The sequence below is a fragment of the Bradyrhizobium sp. AUGA SZCCT0158 genome (genome assembly GCF_018130065.1).
Classification (GTDB): domain Bacteria; phylum Pseudomonadota; class Alphaproteobacteria; order Rhizobiales; family Xanthobacteraceae; genus Bradyrhizobium.
Genome location: NZ_JAFCME010000001.1, coordinates 88,056 through 108,967 on the forward strand (window position 1 = coordinate 88,056; position 20,912 = coordinate 108,967).

Here is a 20,912-nt window from a genome sequence, read left to right on the forward strand (position 1 = left end):
CATAAGCCAGGCAATGCCCCGATAGAGTGGGATGGCGATAGTATCGTGGGGCGCCCACATGCGGCACCTTAGTTTTGAACGGCTCGCCCTAGAGGCGGCGTTTCATCGGTAAAACCCGAGAACGGCTTTGGTCTCGAGATATTCCCCCATTCCCTCGAGGCCGTATTCGCGGCCGTTGCCGGAATGCTTGTACCCGCCAAAAGGTGCGTTCGGGTCCCAGTCCGGATAGTTGAGATGGACTTGACCCGACCGGATCCGCCCGGCGACCGCCCGTACCGTCTCCATATCCATGCCCTGCACATGAGCGCCGAGGCCGTAGACAGTGTCGTTGGCGATCTCGACTGCCTCCTCCACTGTATCGTAGGGAATGATCGACAGCACCGGGCCGAAGATCTCCTCCTGCGCAATCTTCATGTCGCGACGGACATTCGAGAAGATCGTCGGCCGCGCATACAGGCCGACCTGAAGGTTGCCGGGCCGCCCCGGTCCGCCGATGACAAGCTTGGCGTCTTCTTCCAGACCGACACCAATCATGGTCTGGACGCGCTCGAACTGCGGCCGGTTGGCGATCGGACCATGGGTTGTGCTTTCCGCGAGCGGATCGCCGACCACCAGTTTAGAAGCAGCCGCCGCGGCGAGAACTTCGACCTCCGCCATCTGCGAGCGGGACACAAGCATACGTGTGGGCGCACTACAGGATTGGCCGAGGTTGCGGAAAGCAGCGCCGACGCCGAGTGGAACGGCCCGGTTCAGCTCGGCGTCCGGCAAAATGACGTTCGGTGACTTGCCGCCGAGTTCCTGGGCGACGCGCTTGACGGTGGGCGCCGCCGCTTGCGCAACGAGAACCCCGGCACGGGTCGAGCCCGTGATCGAGATCATGTCCACCTGGGGATGTGACGCCAGACCGGTCCCCACGATTGGACCTGTTCCGTTGACTAGGTTGAATACACCAGGCGGACACCCGGCATCATCTGCCACCTCGGCGAACAGCAAGGCGCTCAGGGGCGACAATTCGCTCGGCTTCAACACCACCGTGCAGCCAGCCGCGAGCGCCGGACCGACCTTGGCTGTGATCTGGTAGAGAGGCCAGTTCCAGGGGGTGATGAGGCCGCAGACGCCGATGGCCTCGCGCATGATCGCGGTGCCGCCGTGCGGAGTGATGAACGGATAGGTCGCAAGATTGTCGCGCGCGACACGGATGTGTTCGGCGGCCAGCGGCACCTGGGCTCGGCGCGCGTAAGTGATGGCGGCTCCCATCTCGCTCGTGATTGCCTGCGCGAACAGCTCGAGCCGCTCGAGGAGCAAACCATGGATCCGGTCGAGCAGCGCCGCCCTCCCAGCAGCCGGCGTGCGAGACCAGCCGGCGAAGGCTTGTCTGGCGGCGGCGACCGCGTACTCGACATCCTCGTCATTGCCGAGAGCGACTTCGGCGATCGGCTGCTCGGTCGCCGGGTTAACGACGACAGCCGTCGCCGATCCGTGCGGCTCCCGCCATTCTCCGTCGATGTAGAATTTGCCGAGGAAGCCGGCTTCCATCAGGTGTCGAACGGCCGAGGTCATTGAAAGCGATCCTTGATCCGGTAATATGCGCCGACCAGCGGCAGGAACCAGGGAGGACCGAGATGACCTGGAATGGCGGGCCAGGTGAAGTCCTTCCAGGGATTGAGCTCGGTGCGCCCGTCCATGACTTCCGCCATGATCGTCCCCATCAGGGTCGACATCTGGGTGCCATGGCCGCTGTAGCCCATGGAATAGTAGATGCCATTGCGTTCGCCGGCACGTGGCAGCCGGTCGCGCGTCATGTCGACCATCCCGCCCCAGCAATAGTCGATGCGCACGGCGCGAAGCTCGGGAAAGACGTCGTGCAGCGCAGCCTGCAGGATCGCGCCGCTCTTCTCGTCTGAGGCCGGGTTGGAGATGGCGAAACGGGCGCGGCCGCCGAAGAGCAGCCGGTTGTCAGGCGTGGTTCGGAAGTAGTTGACCAGGTTCTTCGTATCGACCGCCATTCGGCGCCGCGGCAGGAGCCGATCGAGCGTCGCGATCGGCAAGGGCTCGGTGACGATCAGGAAGGCGCCCACCGGCACGATCCGCCGTCGAATCCAACCCAGCGGTCCGGTATGCGAGGTGCCGCTCGCCAACAGAACCTGCGAGGCCCGAAGCCGGCCCTTCGGTGTCTCGATCTCGTGGCCTCCACCTGCAGCGGGTCGCAGGCCCATCATCGGCGTACGCTCGTGGATCTCGACGCCGCGCCGCGCCGCCGCTTCCCCAAGACCGCGGACGAAGCGTCCGACATGCATGCCGGCGCTCTTGCGGTAGATCAGTCCGCCGTAATAGCGCTCCGATCCGACTTCGCCGGCCAGTTCGGCACGGCTCACCATCGTCGTGTCGGGATCGACACTGACGGCGAGCAATTCCTGGCTGCGCGCCAGCTTGTCATAGTGCTCGGGTTTGGCCGCGAGCTTGATCTTGCCGGTGCGCGCGAAGCTGCAGTCGATCTTCTCTTCCGCGACCAGGCGCTCGACCGTATCGACCCCGGCGTCGAAGGCCCGATAGAGCCGATCGGCGACTTCCTTGCCAAGCCTGGCCGAGAGCGTGCCGTAGTCCTGGGCGAACCCGTTGTTGCACATGCCGCCGTTCCGGCCGGACGCCGCGTGCCCGATCGTCTCGGCTTCGAGGAGCACGACGCGCGCGCCCTTCTTGGCGAGAGCCAGAGCGGCCGAAGAACCGGTCAAGCCACCGCCGATCACCGCAACGTCGCAGGTGCCTTGCACCGGTCCTGCGATGGCGCTCCTGAATGGCTCCGATGTGTCCAACCAATAGGATGTGAGCTTCATATCGACCTCGGATTCTCGCTATCTGAATGCTGGGCATCCGCAAATCGTGACGGCGCAACTCTGTTTGAGAACCTACCAGCCGCGCATTCGCGGCCACTGAGCTTCGATTGCGTCGCTTCCCGCGGAGACGACATTGTACAGCTCGTGCTGTGACGCCGTCGCGCAGGCGTGATTGGGCAGGATCCTGACCTTCGTACCGATCGGCAGGTCCGGCAGGGTTGCAGCCGATCCGGATCTGATGGCGAGGATGCCGTGCTCCTGGCTCGCCTGCGCGACGATCAGGTCCGGGTAGAGTTTGCCGGACAGATCGCAGACGAGACCGTAACCCTGGTCGATCCGCTGCGCGGCGGTGCCGCGATCACGTGACAGCGCCATCCAGCCCGCATCGACCAAAACCCAGCCCTTCTCCGGCTTCGTTCCGATGACGGTGGTGAGAACCGAGATCGCGATGTCGTCAGTGGTGCAGACACCGACACCGTGCATCACCAGATCGAAGAACATGTACACACCGGCCCGCATCTCCGTGACGCCGGTCAGGTCTTCGCCGAAATGGGCGGTCGGCGTCGAACCGACGCTCACCACTGAACATTCATGCCCCGCCTCCCGCAGCGTCTCCGCGGCGGCCACAGCCACGGCCCTTTCGTTCTCTGCAGCCGCGACAAGGGTGGCGGGCGTGTAGAGGCTGTAGGATTCGCCGGCATGGGTGAGAATGCCCGCGAGCTTGACGCCGGCCTCGGCCAAGGCGGCTGCGACGGCCATGAGCCTGGGATCGGTGGCGGTCAGCCCGCCGCGGTGGCCGTCGCAGTCGATCTCGATGAAGGCGGATGGCGTCACAGCCGCGGCGCGGCCAGCCTCGCCCAGGATCTTCGCCTGTTCGGACGAATCGAGCAGCACCTTGAGGTCGACGCCGGCTTTCCGGAGACGCATCGCCCTCTCAGCGGTGTGCGGTGCCACGCCCACGGCATAAGTCATGTCACGGAAACCGAAACTCGCGAAGTACTCCGCCTCCGCCAAGGTGGAGACGGTGATCGGCCCGGGCCCGGACGGACAGGCGCGCCGGGCGACTTCGATGGATTTCGCCGTCTTCATGTGGGGCCGCAGCACGACGCCTCGCGCGGCCATACGGGAGGACAGACGGGCGAGATTGCGATCCAGCCGGTCCTTGTCGAGCAGGAGGGCCGGCGTCGCCAGCGCGCCGACCGTCGCGGCCGCCTCGCCGGGTCCGGCATTCGGGATATGCATCTCTACGCGCGGCATCCTGATGTCTCCTAGCCGAATGACTGGTTGGCGAGCGCGAACGTGCGCGCCGGTCCGGTCGATGGCATCTGCGTCCCAAGGACCATGGTGGTGGCGTCGCCGACCTGCTGCAGCCCGATGCCTTCGAGCCACTCCCCGAGTTGCGAGGTCGTAGAGGTATCGACCCGGACGAAAACTCTTCCCAGCGGCGCGAGCGCGGCCTCGATCAATGCGCGCGCATCGGTCGGGCTTTCGGCGACCACGGGACCGATGACATGCCCACGGCCGAAGAGACGGGAAATGGCGTAGCCGCGGGGTATGCCGTCACGCAAGAGGACATAGCCGTCGCCGACCTCGATCAGCCGGCTCAGCATCTCGCGCCTCGTCCATCCGGTGGCCTCGCGATCGAGACCCACGATCGCCCCGAAGTCCGATGGAACCATCGTTCTGACGTCGACGAGCGGCGGCATGTCGCGGCGCTGGCTGGGAATGCCGTGATGCTGGTGCAGCATGCCGATGCTGGCGAAGCCGCGGCGTGCGTAAAGCGCAAGGCCTTCGGTCGTCGAATTCAGCGTGATGATCCGTGGTCGTGCCGCCGCGAGCAGCGCGTCCATCAGCCGGGCCCCGTAACCGCGTCCCTGAACGGCTTTCGAGACGATGATCATTCCGGCGGAAGCATGGGTGTCGCCGTAAGGCCACCAGAGCGCGGTCCCCACCACAGAACCTTTGCTCGTGACCACGAAACCGCTGCCAAGCTGCAGCGCAAATTCCCAATCCTTGAGCAGGTACGGCCAAGACATCTCCTGCGAGAGCTTCAGGGCACCTTCCAGATGCGATCTCGCGAAAGGGACCAGGGCCGCGTCTTCATTCTCGCGATCTCCGGCCTGGGTAGCTGCGGTTGCCATGATGCGTCGACGTCTCTTGCTTGGGTTGCCGGACTAATCGCCAGTGCCTGACGCGGCGAGATCCATTTGACGATGCTCACACGAGCTGCAGCGTATCTTGGGTCCGACAGCATTACGCAATCAGACTGAAGCAAAGTACGGCACAGGATTTCATTGATGATGCATCAGAACAGACGATGTGCCGTCAGCGACGGTCGCGCCACTGCGCGAACCGATCCTGCATCCGATATCCCCAGATGATGGCGGGCATGAACCAGGGATCGCCACGATAGAGCGGGATGGAAGCCGGCGGACGGAAGTCAAAGGCGGTGCGTGCCGCCTCGTCGTGTCCCATCAGCTTGTGGGCCGCATGCATTCCGATCCACGGCGCCCAGACGACGCCTGAGCCGCAGAACCCGGTGGCATAGACCACACCGTCCTTTTCGAAGATGCGCGGGAGCATGTCGCGATTCATCGCCACATTGCCGAACCAGCTGTGCGAAAGGCGGACCTTCTCCAGTTCCGGAAAAAGGTTCATCAGCCCCTTGCGCAGAAGGAGCTTCGGAGCCGCCGGGTTGCCTACACGAGAGCTGTCGCGCCCCCCTAACAGGATACGTTTGCCGTCGGGCGAAGGTCGGTAATAGAAGCCGACCTGGCGGTTCTCCGTCATCATCAAGCGCTTTGGCATCAGCCGCGCCATGACTTCAGGCGCGAGCTCTTCGGTTGCAATGATCCGGCTGCGAACCGGGACCAGCCTGCGGCGCAGGAAGGGTACCGCGCCGTCGGTGTAGCCATTCGTACAAACCAGCACCTGACGCGCCTGTACCGATCCGGCCGAGGTCACGACGCGGAATCCGGAGCCATCCCTCTCGATTGAGATGACCGGCGTGCGCGCATGGACCACCATACCCGAAGCGAGCGCCACGCGAAGGAGTTCAGCGTGAAACTTCGCCGGGTGTAGCCCACCGATATCCATCCGGACCGTGCCACCACGGTAAAAATCGGTGCCGATGTAGTTGCGCTGCTCGGCATACGGAACCGCGTGAGACTCGATCCGCAGTTTCTTCGCGAGCGCGTCAGCGCTGCGCGCCATCGTTTCGTATTGTTCATATCCGAACGCACTTTTGAACTGTCCAACCAGCTGAAAGTCGCATTCGAGCCGTTCCGTCCTGATGAAATCGTACAGGAATTCGCGCGCGAGCTTGCCTTCCGCCTCGATCGCCAGCGCCTTGTCCGCGCCGAAGCGCCAGGAAATCGTCGCGTAATCAGGTCGTATGCTTGCGCTGGTTATTCCACCGTTGCGCGTCGAAGCCCCCTCACCCGGGTCCATTGCATCAAAGGCCGCAACCGAGCGGCCCTCGCGCGCCAGCACCAACCCGGCCGAAAGGCCGGCATAGCCCGCGCCCACGATCAGCACGTCGAGTTTCCTGGGCAATGGCTGTTGAGGCAGCGGTTTTAGCGGTGAGGCCTCCCACCAGTAGGGCGTGTCCTTCTCGGCGAGTCTCGGCTCGTGCATGTAGCTGACTTCTCGTGTTAGAGCGCGGCCCGGGATTGCCGACTCAAATGTGGTCGTCTCGGACGTCGAGCGCATCGCGCAGCCCGTCGCCGATGAAATTGAAGCTTGTCACCGCGATCGTAATCGCGGCGCCGGGAATGATGGCGAGCCAGGGAGCGCTGGCCAGATACTGCTGGGCGCCGTTCAGCATGTTGCCCCAGCTGGGAAGCGGAGGCTGGATCCCATAACCGAGGAAGCTGATATACGCTTCCAGAAGTATCGCACGGGCGACCGTCAAACTGGCGGCCACGATGATCGGACCCATAGCGTTGGGCAAGATCTCCCTGAACATGATGTGCGTTCCGCTCAGCCCCAGCATCCGACCGGCCTGGACAAACTCGCGCTCGCGTAACGAGCGAACCTCAGCCTCGACGATGCGAGCAACTTCCATCCATTTGGTAATGGCGATGATAATCGTGATCATGATGGGGCTGGGCCGCAATGCTGCAGCCAGCGCCAGCACGAGAAAGATCGACGGAAAGGAGAGGAAGCCATCAACCGTACGCATCAGGACTGCGCCGATCCAGCCGCCACGATAGCCTGCGATCACGCCGACGAGTGCTCCGATCACTATCGACAACAGCATCGCCGAGAATCCCACCAGCAACGAGATCCGGCCTGCCATTAACAGTCGAGCCGCCAGGTCGCGCCCCAGCGGATCGGTGCCAAGATAATGATGTCCGGTCATCGGAGGCGCGAAGCGGGCGCGCAAGTCAATGTAGAGCGAGTCATATGGCAACAGATAGGGGCCCAGGACGCACGCCAGCGTCAGCAGCGTGATCATTGCCAGACCTAGCAGCGCCAGGCGGTGGTTGATGAAGCGGAGTACCGCGCGGCTATGCCACCATCGGCTTGGAGCTGCGCTTACGGCGAGAGCGGTCATATCAGTTGGCTCCTGTCTTTTCAGCCCAGACGAATGCGCGGGTCGACGATAGCGACGACGATGTCGGCGATCAGGTTTCCGAGAATGACCAGGATGGCGGAGAACATCAGCAACCCCATCACGACCGGGTAGTCGCTGTAACCGAGGCTGTCGAGAAACAGCCGTCCCATTCCTGGCCAGGTAAAGACCGTCTCGGTCACCAATGCACCCGTTAGAATGCTGGGCAGCTGCACGCCTGCAAGCGTGATCATTGGCAGGAGTGCGTTGCCGACAACATGTTTCAAGAGAATTCGGCGCTCGCTCACGCCCTTGGCGCGGGCAGTTTTGACGAAGTCCTGGCTAATGGCGTCCAGCGTCGCCGTCCGCATGTAGCGGCTCCAGATCGCGACATGGACGAGCGACAGCACCACGCTTGGCAGGATCAGATGGTGCAGGTAATCCAGAACGGAGCCGTCGCCGATAGTGTACATGTTCCCGGCAGGCACCCAACCCAGCTTCAGGGTGAAGACGTAGATCCCGACCAGCCCGAACCAGAAGGTCGGGATCGATAGCGCGACCATGGCGCCGATCGTTGCCAGATAGTCAAACAGCGAATAACGGTGGGTGGCGCCACGGATGCCAATCCAGGTACCGATGGCGATCGCGATCACCGTCGAGGTACCCATCAGCAGGAAGGTGGCAAAGAGATGCCGGCCGATCACCGACAGCACGTACGTGCCGTCGCGCAAGGAGCGGCCCCAGTCGCCCTGCACAAGGCGCCATGCCCAGTCGAAGTACTGGATCCATAGCGGCCTGTTCAATCCCAACTGTTCCGCCAGCCGCTCGATATCCTGTTGGGTCATGCCCGGATCCCGCGCAAATTGCGACAGGGGGCCGCCTGGAATAAGACTCAGAATGGTGAAGCCGATGATCGAGACGATCACCAGCAGCGCGAGGCTCTGTGAGAGGCGATTCAGCAGAAATCCACGCATCCGGCCTTTCCTCCTGTAGCATGAGAAATTCAGTAGTAGGTTGCCGCCCCAACTGGTTTTCGGCAGACGGGCGGCGGCCGCGAATATCAGCTCGCCCAGGACCAGGCGCCGGCATTCCAGGATTCGGTGCGCGTGTTGCCGTTGGACACCGCACCTTGAATCCCCTTCTTGTGCCCCTGCACGGAAACGTTCTGATAAAGCGGCAGCAAGGGCAGGTCATGCCGGACCAGTTCTTGTACGCGGAAGTAAATAGCGCGCCGGGCTTCCGGATCGAAGGTGCGGCTACCTTTCTCCAATAGAGCGTCGACCTCCGGATTGACGTACTGCGCGTTGTTTGAGCCGCGGCCGCCCTTGTTACCGATCGAAAGCGAATGTAAGCGGTTGGTGACGTCCGGGTCTGCGCCGATCAAGTAAGTGCTGCCGACGATCACCGAATCGAAACGCGATCGTTGCCAGTACTCGCCCCACATCACCGCGGCGGGAAGGTTGGAGATGGTCATCTCGACGCCGATCTCTGCAAACGTCTGCTGCAGATACTGCTGCACCTGCTCGCGAAGGGGGTCGCCTGACGTGGTCGAGTTGGTGAAGGACAGACGCACACCGTCTTTTACTCGGATCTTGTCCCGTCCTGGCGCCCAGCCGGCCGCGTCGAGGATCTGCTGCGCCCGCTTGACGTTGAACTCATGCAACGGCAGGCCCGGGTTATGATAGAAAGACTGCCGCGGCATGAAGGTCTCGGTCGGAGTCGGCACGCCGTAATAGAGTCCTTCGATAATCGCCTTCTTGTCGATCGCCGCATAAAGCGCCTGGCGGACCTGCAGTTCCTTGAACTGCGGGCGCTCGACATTCAGGTAAAGAGACTCGAATGAAGATTTGGGCTCCAGCGTCACCACCCGGTTCGGCAGCTTGCGAGCTTCCTGGTAATGATCGGGGGTGATGTACGACTGGCCCACGATGTCCACGTCACCGCTCTTGAATTGGGTGTACAGGACGGTGAGATCGGGAATGTATTTGAAGATCAGCCGCTCGATATGAGGACCTTCACCGAAATAGTTCGAGTTGGCGAGAAGCTCGATACGGTCGCCCGGAACGCGGGTGCCCCACTTGAACGCACCGGTACCGATTGGCGTCTGGTTGAAGGCGGCATTGTTCGGATCAGCTTCCTTCTCCAGGATGTGCTTCGGCACCATGAAGGTTTCGGTCAGGAACGACAGGTACGGTGCGAAAGCCTGCTCCATCCGCCATGTAATCTCGACAGGCGAGACCACGGTGATGTCGCGCACCAACGAGTGGCCCGTTGTACGCCAACTGCGGAAGTTCGGCTTCGTGATGAGTTCGAGGGTGAATTTCACGTCTTCGGCCGTGAAAGGCTTGTCGTCGTGCCAACGGACATCGTCGCGCAAGCGAATCCGCCATTTCAGACCGTCCTCGGAAATACCGCCGTTCTTCTGCGTCGGCACCTCCACCGCGAGGTTCGGCTGGATAACGCCTTTGGGATCGATCCGGAAGAGCGCGTCGAAGAGCGAGAAATGCACGCCGTCATCGACCTCGATATGCGCCATCAGCGGATTGAAGACCGTGGGTTCTTGCGAGAGCCCGACGACAATCCGGCCCTTGGGAGTTCGGGGAGCCTTTTGGCCGAAGGCAGGCTCGGTCAACAGATTGGGCGCGAAGATGCCGGCAGCCCCGCCCAAGGCCATCATTCGCAATGTGTCGCGTCGCGAGTAGTTGGATGCAGATTTGGAATGCTTGGTCATGATTTCCTCCGTGTGGCGGTATCCGTCATTACTCTCATCGATTTGCCGAAGCCTGGCGGGCGTGTTCCGGCTGCTCTCCAGGAATCGCCGCCACCAGTTCGCGCGTGTAGGATGATTTCGGGTTCAGGAAGATCTGCGAGGGCGGTCCGCGTTCGACGATTCGCCCGCGCTGCATCACGGCGATCTCGTCGCAGATCTGGCTGGCCACCCGCAGATCGTGGGTGATGAAGATCATTGAGACACCGGTCTCCCGCTGGATCTGATCCAGCAGTTTCAAGATCTGGGCCTGGATCGACACGTCAAGCGCTGAAACCGCTTCATCGGCAATCAGCAGCGTCGGTTTGAACATCAGCGCCCGGGCAATGCCGATGCGTTGGCGTTGCCCACCGGAGAACTCGTGCGGATAGCGGCCAAAGGCGCCAGCATCCAAACCGACATGGGATAGCAGTCCCCGGGCCTCTTCGCGTGCTTGCGCATAGGGCTTTCCATGCGCGACCGGGCCCACAGTGAGGATATGACCGATCGTCGAGCGCGGGTTGAGGGAGGCGAAAGGATCTTGAAAGATCATCTGGATCCGCGGCCGCAGTGGGCGGAACCCGGCTTCAGAAAGCCCGGCAATGTCGCGGCCCTCGAACAGAATGCGGCCACCGTCACTGTCCATCAGTTTGATCAAAAGCCGCCCTAGCGACGACTTGCCGGAGCCGCTTTCGCCGACGACGCCGAGCGTCCGCCCAGGTGCCAGGTCGAACGATACGTCGTTCACCGCCGGCACAGTCCGCGTGGCGCCGAACCATTTGGCGCCGCTGCGATAGGTTTTCACCAAACCGTTAACCTGCAGGATCGGCGCCTTCCCGGCAGCTTCCAGAGGAATCCGGTCCTTGCCTGTCAGATGTGGGACGGCCGCGATGAGCCGCCGCGTGTAAGGATGGTTGGGGGATTTTAGAACCTGAACGGCGCTGCCCTGCTCGACGACATGGCCTTTCTCCATCACCACGACGCTGTCGGCGATCTCGGCCACCACCCCAAAATCGTGCGTGATGAACATGACGCTCATTCCCTTGCGGCGCTGAATGTCGCGGATCAGCTTCAGGATCTGCGCCTGGGTGGTCACGTCGAGTGCGGTTGTCGGCTCGTCTGCGATCAAGATCGCGGGCTCGAGCGCCAGGGCTATCGCGATCATCACGCGCTGTCGCTGACCACCCGAAAGCCGGAACGGATACTGATGATACATGAGCTGCACATCGGGCAGACCCACTTCGGTCAGCAACTCGATCGCGCGGCTGCGGCGGGATTTCGGTGTGCCGACGCCATGCGCCGCCATGGCTTCGTCGATCTGCGCACCCACCGTCATCAACGGATTGAGCGCTGAAAGCGGGTCCTGAAAGATCATTGACACGACCCGTCCGCGCAGGCCGCGCAGCTTGTCGGCAGGCAGACCCGCGATGTTCCTTCCGTCGAGGTGGATTGCGCCAGAGGAAACCCGGATCACCTTGGGCAGAAGTCCCATGATCGCGTTGGCCGTGACCGACTTTCCCGAGCCGGATTCTCCAATGATGCACAAGATCTGGCCGCGCTTCAGATCGAAGGAGATATTCTCGACGGCAAAGGCCCGCTCCATCCCTCCCGGCAGGCTTACGCAAAGGTCGCGCACCGAGAGCGCCACGTCCTGGGAGTCTGCAGCCTGGATGCTAGAGGCCATCAGAGTATCCTTCCCTTTCAACGGCATCGGGACATCCTGCTGCGAATTGAGACTTCGGACGCTTTTGGCTGCGCGATCGGACAGGTCGAGAACTCGCCGTTCATACTGGCATTCCCCGGTCGGAAGCTGCGACATGGATTCTGACCTCTATGCTCGACGAGCAAGAGCTGTGCCGCTCAAGACGCGGCGTTGCCCGCGTTCGCCAACCCCGTCAGTGAGCGAAACTGATCGTCGGCTTGGTGAACTGCCCAGCCTCGGCCGCGATGAGGGAAGGTCCATCCTCAGTCACGCTCTCGAAATCGATCATCGTACCTGCGACATCGAAGCTTGTGTAGCGGAACGCCATGAGAGGCGTGACGGCTTTCGCTAAGGTCAGTTCCTCGGCAAGGCCCATGTCGATGGCTCCCATTATGATCCTCGACGCATTGATCGAGATTCTTGCTTGATGCTCACGAGTTTGGCCGCTTCGGTCCTCCCAGAGTCGCCGAAACGCGGCACGCGGGCGGCAGGAACTTCTGAAAAGGAAGTCCGATTTGGCATTTCGCTCTGCCCTGCGCTGCCTCCAGCATCAACCAGGGGACGCGCGCCCGATACGTCCGCGGCTGACGAGAACCCCCCGCACGCTTGTCCGTAAAGTTCGTCAGCTTGGCACTTTCCGCCCCCGCGGCAAGGACCCGGTGGGCTCGAAGACAGCCTGCATGCTCGTTCATCGCTGCACGCCCTCATTCTCGACTGACGCCGATCTGATTGCGGAGAGCATATGCCTGGTCTCTGCCTCTGAGTTACGGTGCGAGCGATCTGTTCTCGCAACAAAAGCTTGTAATGAAGGTAGCAAACCGCAGGATATTCCGTCTGGCCAGAAAACTCGGCAAGGCGCATCCGCGGAAGCTCGGTACGATACCTCAAACGCCGGAGTCCTCGCTCGATGAGCGCGCCACTGATGCATATCGAATCCAGTCAGTCTCTGCCTCGAGAGGCTGACGTCGTCGTCATTGGCGGCGGCGTGGTGGGCGTGTTCACGGCCTACTATCTTGCCCGCCGCGGCGTTAAGGTCGCCTTGCTCGAAAAGGGGCGTGTCGCCGCCGAGCAGTCCAGCCGCAACTGGGGATGGTGTCGTCAACAGAATCGCGATGCACGCGAGCTACCGATCGCCACCAAGAGTCTCGATCTCTGGGAGAGAGTAGCACAGGAGACCGGGGAAGACACCGGTTTCCGCCGCTGCGGGCTTCTCTATCTGTCGAACGACGAGAAAGAGCTGACCGGCTGGGCGAACTGGCGCGATTTTGCAAGGACGGTCGGCGTTACGACGCACATGTTGAGCACGGAAGAAGCGAGCGAGAGAGGCAAAGCGACGGGCCGTAAATGGAAAGGCGGCGTCTTCTCGCCAACCGACGGAACGGCGGACCCTTCGAAGGCTGTGCCCGTCGCCGCGCGTGCGATCATGACGGCTGGCGGCACGGTGCACCAGCACTGCGCCGCTCGCGGCGTAGAACTCAGTGCCGGCCGGGTGAGCGGCGTGGTGACCGAACTGGGCACTATCCGGACGAAGACGGTGGTCATGGCAGGAGGGGCGTGGGCTTCTTCTTTCTGCAACCAGCTCGGCATTCGCTTCCCGCAGGCTTCCGTTCGCCAATCCATTCTCGCGACGGCTCCAGGCGCAGCCGGTCTGCCCGATGCCCTGCACACTGCGCTCGTGTCACTTACGCGGCGCAGCAGCGGCGGGTACACGCTGGCAATTAGCGGGCGCGCGCGAGTCGATCCAACGCCGCAGCAATTCAGGTTCGGCCGCGAATTCGTACCGATGTTCGCTCGCCGCTGGCGCAGTCTCGCCCCTGGCGCATTCGAGGGCATCCGCCATGGTCACGAATCCCTGGCGAAATGGGCGCTCGGTGAGCTGACCCCGATGGAGCTGAACCGGACACTCAACCCCCGCCCCGACATGCGGCAGATTCGGGCGACTCATCAAAGAGCTTGCGAATTGCTGCCCGAGCTTCGGCGCGTCGCAATCTCCAATGTCTGGGCCGGCTATATCGACAGCACACCGGATGGCGTTCCCGCAATCGGTGAAGTGGAGGCGATTCCAGGCTTTATCCTCGCGGCCGGATTCAGCGGTCATGGTTTCGGGATTGGTCCTGGCGCGGGACATATGATTGCCGACATCATCACCGGCAGCGAGCCGATCGTCGATCCGCGTCCCTACAGGCCGGAGCGTCTGAAAATGGGCGCTTGGGGCAAGGTCGCCGATTTCTGAAAAGCCTGCTCCGGGAATATTCGATTGACGGACGCCGGGGGTGGCATCACCTTAGAGGCCACCCGGCGTGTCTTCATGGGCGAACACACGGTGGCCTGCCGAGGTGGCACGGGAGTTGATGCTATGAAAGCGCGCATGTTGCCGACGCCTCAGAGTAACGATTGCCATCGTCGCCCCAATTACTCCGCCGGAATACCGTCCGCCCTGGCGGGCGCGGGCAGCCTCGGGGGTAGATCGACCGCCAACATGGACGCCAGAGGGCTTCGGCGAGCCGCGGCTCGAAAGGCTGGTGGGGCCGTCCTATGAAGCTCGACAAGATCGACATACGGATTTTATGCGAACTGCAGAAAAATGGACGGATTTCCAACGTCGAACTCGCGGAGCTGATTCACCTTTCTCCGAGCCCGTGCCTGATGCGCGTCAAAAGGCTCCAGACGGAGGGCTTCATCACCGGTTACTCCGCTCAGATCGATGTTTCAAAGCTTGGACAAACTCTGACCGTCTTCGCCGAGATCACGCTCAAAAACCACCGCCAGATCGATTTCGCTCGCTTTCTCACAACCATCGAAAAGTTGGATTCGGTCGTCGAATGCCATCTGGTTTCGGGCGGATATGACTACCTCGTGAAGTTTATCACAGCTGGAATAAGTGAATACCAGGCGGTTATGGAACGTCTCGTCGAACTGGATATTGGCATCGATAAGTACTTCAGTTTTGTCGTACTGAAGTCGCCTATCGTGAAATCCCATCTGCCTCTCGAAAGCATATTCAACAGCTAACGAACAGATCCCCGGCCCGTGGCAATGACTTCAGCAGATTGCCGCACCGACGATGCTGCCCAAGACTTGCTACTCGCCGCCGATCGGGGTGACGTCGCACGTCGCGGGAATGGTCGGTCGATGCGATATTTCGCTGCACCTGCGCCAAGTTGCTCTGAACCAAGGGGCGCATCAATGACGGGTGCAGATGATTATCCTTTCATCGCCGCGCGGACGTCCCTGTCTTCGAGCGTTTGGTCAAGCGTCATCCGAGTTCGTTCGATGATGCCGTCAATCTCCTCATGCGTGCAGCAAAGCGGCGGCGCATAGCCCAGCACGCCCTGGGCAAAGGCGCGGATGACGAGGCCGTTATCCCATGCGCGGTCGAAGATGCGGCGCGCCGCGTCGGCCTCCGGTGGAAGGGGCGTCTTGCGCTCCTTGTCCGTGACAAGTTCGATGGCGGCCAGCATGCCGCGACCACGGACATCGCCGACAAGCGGATGATCGCCAAGGGAGCGAAGCCCCTCCATCAGGCGGTGCCCGGCCTTGCGTCCGTTCTCCAGCAAGCCATTTTTGTAAAGGTCAAGGCACGCGAGCCCAACCGCCGCACTGACGGGATGTGCAGAATAGGTGTAGCCATGGCCGACGGCCGCCTTGCCGGCCCCGTCCGCGATCGTATTGTAAACGCGGTCCGACATGAACACGGCTCCCATCGGCACATAGCCCGACGTCAGTCCCTTTGCGGTGGTCATGAAATCCGGCACGACATCGTCTTCTTCGCAGGCGAAAAGAGGCCCGACACGACCAAAGCCAGTGATGACCTCATCGGCAACGAACAGAATATCGTTCTCCTTGCAAACCGCGTGCATGGCTTTCAGCCAGGACGGTGGTGGCACGAGAACGCCCCCTGACCCCTGAATTGGCTCGACATAGAAAGCCGCAACCCGACCTGCGCCCAGTTCGGCGATCTTCGCTCGCAGGGCCGCGGCCGACGCATCAATGATCGCCTGGGGATGGGAGCCGACAGGATTGCGATAGGCATAGTGCGACGGAATTTTGTGTTGCCAGCTGTAAGGCACCCCAAAGCCCGCATGAAAGGCGGGCAATGCTGTCAAACCGGCCCCCGCCGTCGAGGATCCATGATAGCCTTGCTCCACAGAGATGAACTGGTCCTTCTGCGGGATGCCCTTGGCGTGATAGTAGTACCGAATGAAGCGGATCGTGCTGTCGACCGCATCGGAACCACCGAGTGTGAAATAGACATGGTTCAGATCGCCGGGCGCCAGTTCAGCCAGTCTGGCGGCGAGACGAATGGCCGGCTCGGAGCCCAACCCGAAATAGCCTGTCGCATAGGGCAGTTCGCGGAGTTGCCTCGTTGCTGCTTCAACGATGCTGTCTTGTCCGTACCCGGCATTGACACACCACAGGCCAGCAAACCCGTCGAGCAACTGATGTCCCGAGGCATCGGTCAGGGTCGCGCCCTTCGCTGATTTTATCACCCGCACGCCCAACGCCTCATGGCTGCGATACGATGAGACCGGGTGAATCAGATGCGCGCGGTCCAACTCGATCAGCGAATTGCTCAACATTTTCATTCTCCAAATCAACCCGAAGAGCAAAGTACGATATCGAGGACGGCAGTTGCTCCCAAGCAGCGTCCGGACCAAAGGAGTTGTCACTTTCGTTGGTGATCGATGCCGCATCTTATGCCGGAGCAGGTCCGCCGCGTCGCGGTGCTGCTCAATTCGAAAGGTTGCCCGGCGCAACTCTCTGCCAAAGCTTTGATCCGATACGACACAATCTGCTTCCGGCTCCAGCGAAAGCGGCGCTTTATCTTACGAGATGCTCGTTATGATGCTGTCGTACCGGCGCAGTGCCGAGAGGATTGGAGGATTCCACGCCATGACGAAGTTCCGACCGAAATACATCACTTTCGATTGCTACGGCACGCTGACGAATTTCGACATGGCCGGCGCGGCAAGGAGAGTCTACGGCTCCCAGCTTTCCCCCACGGCGATGGCAAGTTTCATCAAGGATTTCTCAGCCTATCGCCTGGACGAGGTTCTTGGCGCATGGAAGCCCTACTCCGAGGTCGTGTACAATTCGCTGGAGCGCGCCTGCAAACGCAATGGGGTGGCATTTCGGCCGGAGCATGCCCAGCGCATCAATGACGAGGTTCCCACATGGGGTCCACATCCCGACGTTCCGGCAGGCCTCGCCCGGGTTGCGAAAGAGATCCCGCTGGTCATCCTGTCGAACTCCATGAAGAACCTCATCATGTCGAACGTGGAGAAGCTCGGCGCCCCCTTCCACATGGTGATCACGGCCGAGGAGACTGGCGCCTACAAACCGCACATGAAGGGCTTTGAGTACATGCTGGACAAGCTGGGCTGCGGTCCGGAAGACATAACTCACGTCTCATCCTCCTTCCGCTACGACCTGATGACGGCCTATGACATGGGCATAAAGAGCAAGGTATGGGTGAACCGCGGTCATGAACCCGCGAACCCCTTCTATCAGTACACCGAGGTCGATGACATCGGCGGGCTCGCCGCGGCAGTCGGTTTGGAGCCGCTTCGAAAGAGCGCGTGAACGCGTATCCTTCTCGGGCCCTTTCGCGGCACTTCAGACCTTCGAAAACTTCAATAGAGACCGATGCGTGATGAATAAAGGGGGCGGTTCCAGCCGCCCCCTTCTCCGTGTTTCGGTTAGTCATCCGATCGACATTGCGTTACTTCGCGGTTGAGGCATCATCCTATTTATCGCGCGGACCCGCCCCGCCTCGAAATCGAAAACCCCTTCGATTCCTTTCCCGGAACTGGGAAGCGGCCCCTCATTCCAACCCGCCGACATGAAGTGTTTTGATCTCGATATATTCTTCTATCCCGAGTTGGGATCCCTCGCGACCTAGTCCCGACTGCTTTACGCCGCCGAAAGGCGCAACCTCGGTTGAGATCAGGCCGGTGTTCAAGCCCACCATTCCGAACTCCAGCGCGTCGGCAACACGCCATGAGCGCTTGAGGTTCTCCGTGTAGAAATAGGCAGCAAGGCCGAATGGCGTGCCGTTTGCGATCGCAATCGCTTCGTCCTCGGTCTTGAAGCGGAAAAGCGGAGCGACCGGTCCGAAGGTCTCTTCTGAAGCCAAGAGCATCTCGGTCGTTGCGTCACCGAGCACGACGGGACGGGCATATTGCCGACCTTCCGGCATACCTTCACTCTGCGAGATGATCCTCGCGCCTTTATCCAAGGCGTCTGAGACGTGTCGCTTGATCTTCTCTATCGCCGCGCCATTGATCATCGGCCCGATTGCGACCCCTTCTTCCGTGCCGGCGCCGACCTTCATATTCGCTACCCGGCTGGCGAGTTTTTCTGCAAAAGCGTCGTAAACACCTGATTGTACGAGGATGCGATTGCAGCAGACGCAAGTCTGTCCACCATTGCGGAACTTCGACGCAATCGCGCCCTCCACCGCCAGGTCGACGTCGGCGTCGTCAAAGACGATGAAGGGCGCATTACCGCCGAGTTCAAGACTGAGCTTCTTGATGTTGTCGGCGGCGCCTTTCATCAGCAACGCGCCTACGCGAGTCGATCCGGTAAACGAGATCTTGCGCACGGCTTCGTTGGCCATCAGCTCATTGCCGATTTCCGCGGGCATGCCCGTCACGATATTGATGACGCCCGCCGGAATCCCTGCCCGCTCCGCCAGAACGCCGATCGCGAGCGCCGAAAAAGGCGTGAGTTCAGATGGCTTGATGACCACGGTGCAGCCCGCAGCCAGCGCTGGGGCCACCTTGCGCGTAATCATGGCGTTAGGGAAATTCCAGGGGGTGATAATCCCGCAGACACCTACCGCCTCTTTCAGCACCAGAATGCGGCGGTCGGCAGTGGGTGAAGGGATAGTCGATCCATTGATCCTGCGTGCCTCTTCCGCAAACCATTTTACGAAGGATGCCCCATAGCGGATCTCTCCGACGATTCGGCGAGCGGCTTGCCCTGTTCCAGCGTCAGCAAAAGCGCCAGATCTTGCTCATGTTGCCGCATGAGCTCATGCCATCGCTCCAAGAGCGCTGCACGCTCAGCATGAGGCTTTTTCTTCCAGTGCTTGAAAGCATCGGCCGCAGCGTCAATTGCAGCCCAGGTCTCGTCGCGGCCCATATCGGGAATGGTGCCGAGAACCTGCTGCCTGGCAGGATCGATGACATCGACGGTCGATTTCGCGTTCGCATCCCGCCAGTTGCCGCCGATCAACGCCTGCTGGCGAAACAGATCCTTGTCCTTCAATGCGATCATCTTCTTTTCCCTTCGGGGCCAATCCCGCCGTTACTGCGATGCGTAGTCGCTTCTTGTCCTTGCCCACGAGCGAGTCTGCTCGACGTGAGTTCGACGAGCACTGTTGGATTTGCGATTAGTGAAATAGAATCGTCTTGTCCGAGCAGCACAGGATCGACCGCCGCATTTTCCATCGAGAATGAACTGCCTGACGGCGGTGGATCGGGTCAGGCTCTGCTTGGAAAGTCGATTGTTCTGGCGGGCCATTTATTTGGACCGCTCTGGGCATTGTGCTCAGTCATAAGCGCAGACGTAGATCTTTCGCACGGTCTCGATCGTGCGCCAGACACCGACAAACCCCGGTTTCATCACAAAGCTGTCGCCGGCGCGGTAAGTCTTCGTCTCACCATCCTTTTCCTCAATCTCGATGAGACCCGAGATGATGTGGCAAAACTCGTAGGTTGTGCCCCTGATGGAATGGGTCTCGCCGGGCGTTGCTTCCCAGACCCCGGTTAGCACCTTCTCGCCTTTCGAAGCGTCCTGCGCCCAGGTCTTGAAGGATGGATTGCCCGAAATGAGTCGCTCCGGATCAGGCAAGGCGTTCTTTGGTGCGAAGTCCGGATTGGTGTCGATTGTAATCAGAAGTGACATGACATTGTTTCCTGGTTAGTAGCCGCGCGTTCGATCGACAAGGCCGATCGGATTCTTCCCCGCGCGGTGGCGCCGGATGTTTTCTATGACGGATAGTGCGGCCGTATGCGGCTGCGTAACGGAGGCGATATGCGGCGTTATCATCACCTTCGGGTGTGACCAGAGCGCATGGCCTTCCGGCAGCGGCTCGGGGTCGGTGACATCGAGCATGGCTCCTGCAAGGCGGCCGCCGTCGAGCGCCTCAATGAGTGCGGTCTGGTCAAGCTGCGGGCCGCGGCCAACATGCAGCAGTCGCGCTCCCATCGGCAAGAACGAGAAGAGCCTTGCGTTCAGAATGCCACGGGTTTGCTCCGTCAGCGGCAGGAGACAGACCAGAATATCCGTCTCCATCAGAAAGCCGGCAAGCTGATCTTCGCCGTGAAAGCAGGTGACCCCCTCGACCACCTTTCTGCGGCTCCATGCGGCAAGAGGAAATCCAAAGGGTTTGAGACGATGGATTGCTGCTTGCGCCAGCATCCCGAGGCCCAGGAAACCCACACGACGTTCGGTCGCCTGCGAACTGGTAAGGGCTTGCCATACGCCCCTGCTCTGCTGCTCCCGATATGCGAGCATCTCGCGATGGAGCGCCAGCACGCCAAGGACGACGTATTCTTGCATCATGCGTATGATGCCATCCTCGACCATGCGAACCACTTTCACATGGTCGGGTATGATCTCCGGCTTGAACTGATCAACCCCTGCACCGATGGAAAAGAGCACCTCCAGACTGCGATAGCGCGAGACATCGCCCGGCACGTTCCAGGTCAGGAGGTATCTCACCTTGTCGGGGTCGATATTTTCACTACAGTGGTAGAATTCCAGATCGGGGAGCTCGCGCGCAAAGATCTGGCGGAAAACTGCCCCTCTTGCGGCATCCGAATTGAAAAGAAACCCCATCGACGAACCCTTCGTGTCACACGGCGAGGCGCGCGCCGAGATGCTCGATCATTTGTTGGCACGCAGCGAGTTCGCCGGTCTCGATGTACTCACAGAAGCGATGGACATGACATCGCCGGGATCGCAAATGATGGTGTCGGTGCCGGCCTGCTGATGAAGTCCAGCCGCGGCATTGAGCCCCAAAACAGGGAACGCGGCGAGCCTCGCGCGGATTTCTTCAACGTTCAT

General features: G+C 61.1%; 17 protein-coding genes and 1 pseudogene. 3 read left to right on the plus strand and 15 right to left on the minus strand.

Going from position 1 to position 20,912, the window contains the following annotated elements; genetic code table 11:
- Nucleotides 1-102: 102 nt before the first annotated feature.
- From JQ574_RS00460 to JQ574_RS00505, 10 genes are all read right to left on the minus strand, one after another.
- Nucleotides 103-1,560, minus strand: coding sequence for an aldehyde dehydrogenase family protein (locus tag JQ574_RS00460; RefSeq protein ID WP_212275162.1), 1,458 nt, complete (start codon nucleotides 1,558-1,560; stop codon nucleotides 103-105).
- A complete protein-coding gene (locus JQ574_RS00465) occupies nucleotides 1,557-2,834 on the minus strand; it encodes an FAD-binding oxidoreductase (protein WP_212208378.1) in 1,278 nt (425 codons plus the stop codon). Before JQ574_RS00465 ends, JQ574_RS00460 begins: the two co-directional genes overlap by 4 nt.
- A 72-nt stretch (nucleotides 2,835-2,906) precedes the next feature.
- Entirely contained in the window at nucleotides 2,907-4,091 is a 1,185-nt protein-coding gene (locus JQ574_RS00470; protein WP_249119000.1) for an alanine racemase, read from the minus strand.
- An 11-nt stretch (nucleotides 4,092-4,102) separates the two neighbouring features.
- Nucleotides 4,103-4,975, minus strand: coding sequence for a GNAT family N-acetyltransferase (locus tag JQ574_RS00475; protein ID WP_212208377.1), 873 nt, complete (start codon nucleotides 4,973-4,975; stop codon nucleotides 4,103-4,105).
- 184 nt (nucleotides 4,976-5,159) lie between these two features.
- Nucleotides 5,160-6,470, minus strand: coding sequence for an FAD-binding oxidoreductase (locus JQ574_RS00480; protein WP_212383157.1), 1,311 nt, complete (start codon nucleotides 6,468-6,470; stop codon nucleotides 5,160-5,162).
- A gap of 43 nt (nucleotides 6,471-6,513) precedes the next feature.
- Nucleotides 6,514-7,392, minus strand: a complete 879-nt coding sequence (locus tag JQ574_RS00485; protein WP_212208375.1) for an ABC transporter permease — start codon at nucleotides 7,390-7,392, stop codon at nucleotides 6,514-6,516.
- Between the two features lie 20 nt (nucleotides 7,393-7,412).
- Nucleotides 7,413-8,363: an ABC transporter permease gene (locus tag JQ574_RS00490; protein ID WP_212208374.1), complete on the minus strand. Its 951-nt coding sequence runs from the start codon at nucleotides 8,361-8,363 to the stop codon at nucleotides 7,413-7,415.
- Between the two features lie 86 nt (nucleotides 8,364-8,449).
- Entirely contained in the window at nucleotides 8,450-10,120 is a 1,671-nt protein-coding gene (locus tag JQ574_RS00495; protein ID WP_212275161.1) for a peptide ABC transporter substrate-binding protein, read from the minus strand.
- 34 nt (nucleotides 10,121-10,154) lie between these two features.
- A complete protein-coding gene (locus JQ574_RS00500) occupies nucleotides 10,155-11,819 on the minus strand; it encodes an ABC transporter ATP-binding protein (protein WP_212208425.1) in 1,665 nt (554 codons plus the stop codon).
- Between the two features lie 211 nt (nucleotides 11,820-12,030).
- The gene (locus JQ574_RS00505; protein WP_212208372.1) at nucleotides 12,031-12,228 is read right to left on the minus strand and encodes a hypothetical protein; all 198 of its coding nucleotides are present in this window, start codon (nucleotides 12,226-12,228) and stop codon (nucleotides 12,031-12,033) included.
- A gap of 516 nt (nucleotides 12,229-12,744) precedes the next feature.
- Between JQ574_RS00505 and JQ574_RS00510 the strand changes: the two genes are divergently transcribed.
- Nucleotides 12,745-14,070 (plus strand): FAD-binding oxidoreductase, encoded by a 1,326-nt coding sequence (locus tag JQ574_RS00510; protein ID WP_212208371.1) that lies wholly within the window; start codon nucleotides 12,745-12,747, stop codon nucleotides 14,068-14,070.
- A gap of 302 nt (nucleotides 14,071-14,372) precedes the next feature.
- Nucleotides 14,373-14,849 carry an Lrp/AsnC family transcriptional regulator gene (locus JQ574_RS00515; RefSeq protein ID WP_212208370.1) on the plus strand — a complete coding sequence of 159 codons (477 nt, stop codon included), beginning with the start codon at nucleotides 14,373-14,375 and terminating at the stop codon, nucleotides 14,847-14,849.
- Nucleotides 14,850-15,040: 191 nt separating this feature from the next.
- Here the strand turns inward: JQ574_RS00515 and JQ574_RS00520 are convergent, their stop codons facing one another.
- Entirely contained in the window at nucleotides 15,041-16,417 is a 1,377-nt protein-coding gene (locus JQ574_RS00520; protein WP_212208369.1) for an aspartate aminotransferase family protein, read from the minus strand.
- Between the two features lie 313 nt (nucleotides 16,418-16,730).
- Between JQ574_RS00520 and JQ574_RS00525 the strand changes: the two genes are divergently transcribed.
- Nucleotides 16,731-17,420 carry a haloacid dehalogenase type II gene (locus tag JQ574_RS00525; protein WP_212208368.1) on the plus strand — a complete coding sequence of 230 codons (690 nt, stop codon included), beginning with the start codon at nucleotides 16,731-16,733 and terminating at the stop codon, nucleotides 17,418-17,420.
- A 241-nt stretch (nucleotides 17,421-17,661) separates the two neighbouring features.
- Here the strand turns inward: JQ574_RS00525 and JQ574_RS00530 are convergent.
- The 4 genes and pseudogenes from JQ574_RS00530 to JQ574_RS00545 all read right to left on the minus strand — a co-directional run bounded on the left by JQ574_RS00530 (nucleotide 17,662) and on the right by JQ574_RS00545 (nucleotide 20,912).
- Nucleotides 17,662-19,118 (minus strand): annotated as a pseudogene (locus JQ574_RS00530) (NAD-dependent succinate-semialdehyde dehydrogenase).
- 273 nt (nucleotides 19,119-19,391) lie between these two features.
- The gene (locus JQ574_RS00535; RefSeq protein WP_212383159.1) at nucleotides 19,392-19,748 is read right to left on the minus strand and encodes a cupin domain-containing protein; all 357 of its coding nucleotides are present in this window, start codon (nucleotides 19,746-19,748) and stop codon (nucleotides 19,392-19,394) included.
- Nucleotides 19,749-19,763: 15 nt separating this feature from the next.
- Nucleotides 19,764-20,684 (minus strand): glyoxylate/hydroxypyruvate reductase A, encoded by a 921-nt coding sequence (locus JQ574_RS00540; RefSeq protein WP_212208366.1) that lies wholly within the window; start codon nucleotides 20,682-20,684, stop codon nucleotides 19,764-19,766.
- 48 nt (nucleotides 20,685-20,732) lie between these two features.
- The gene (locus JQ574_RS00545) at nucleotides 20,733-20,912 is read right to left on the minus strand and encodes a hypothetical protein (protein WP_409363391.1); all 180 of its coding nucleotides are present in this window, start codon (nucleotides 20,910-20,912) and stop codon (nucleotides 20,733-20,735) included.

Excerpts from the sequence above, each read along its gene's own strand:
- JQ574_RS00525 (WP_212208368.1), top strand. The coding sequence starts at position 16,731 with ATGACGAAGTTCCGACCGAAATACATCACTTTCGATTGCTACGGCACG.
- JQ574_RS00545 (WP_409363391.1), bottom strand. The coding sequence starts at position 20,912 with ATGAACGTTGAAGAAATCCGCGCGAGGCTCGCCGCGTTCCCTGTTTTG.
- JQ574_RS00495 (WP_212275161.1), bottom strand. The coding sequence starts at position 10,120 with ATGACCAAGCATTCCAAATCTGCATCCAACTACTCGCGACGCGACACA.
- JQ574_RS00490 (WP_212208374.1), bottom strand. The coding sequence starts at position 8,363 with ATGCGTGGATTTCTGCTGAATCGCCTCTCACAGAGCCTCGCGCTGCTG.
- JQ574_RS00540 (WP_212208366.1), bottom strand. The coding sequence starts at position 20,684 with ATGGGGTTTCTTTTCAATTCGGATGCCGCAAGAGGGGCAGTTTTCCGC.
- JQ574_RS00520 (WP_212208369.1), bottom strand. The coding sequence starts at position 16,417 with ATGTTGAGCAATTCGCTGATCGAGTTGGACCGCGCGCATCTGATTCAC.
- JQ574_RS00515 (WP_212208370.1), top strand. The coding sequence starts at position 14,373 with ATGAAGCTCGACAAGATCGACATACGGATTTTATGCGAACTGCAGAAA.
- JQ574_RS00470 (WP_249119000.1), bottom strand. The coding sequence starts at position 4,091 with ATGCCGCGCGTAGAGATGCATATCCCGAATGCCGGACCCGGCGAGGCG.
- JQ574_RS00510 (WP_212208371.1), top strand. The coding sequence starts at position 12,745 with ATGAGCGCGCCACTGATGCATATCGAATCCAGTCAGTCTCTGCCTCGA.
- JQ574_RS00460 (WP_212275162.1), bottom strand. The coding sequence starts at position 1,560 with ATGACCTCGGCCGTTCGACACCTGATGGAAGCCGGCTTCCTCGGCAAA.
- JQ574_RS00505 (WP_212208372.1), bottom strand. The coding sequence starts at position 12,228 with ATGGGAGCCATCGACATGGGCCTTGCCGAGGAACTGACCTTAGCGAAA.
- JQ574_RS00485 (WP_212208375.1), bottom strand. The coding sequence starts at position 7,392 with ATGACCGCTCTCGCCGTAAGCGCAGCTCCAAGCCGATGGTGGCATAGC.
- JQ574_RS00480 (WP_212383157.1), bottom strand. The coding sequence starts at position 6,470 with ATGCACGAGCCGAGACTCGCCGAGAAGGACACGCCCTACTGGTGGGAG.
- JQ574_RS00475 (WP_212208377.1), bottom strand. The coding sequence starts at position 4,975 with ATGGCAACCGCAGCTACCCAGGCCGGAGATCGCGAGAATGAAGACGCG.
- JQ574_RS00465 (WP_212208378.1), bottom strand. The coding sequence starts at position 2,834 with ATGAAGCTCACATCCTATTGGTTGGACACATCGGAGCCATTCAGGAGC.
- JQ574_RS00500 (WP_212208425.1), bottom strand. The coding sequence starts at position 11,819 with ATGGCCTCTAGCATCCAGGCTGCAGACTCCCAGGACGTGGCGCTCTCG.
- JQ574_RS00535 (WP_212383159.1), bottom strand. The coding sequence starts at position 19,748 with ATGTCACTTCTGATTACAATCGACACCAATCCGGACTTCGCACCAAAG.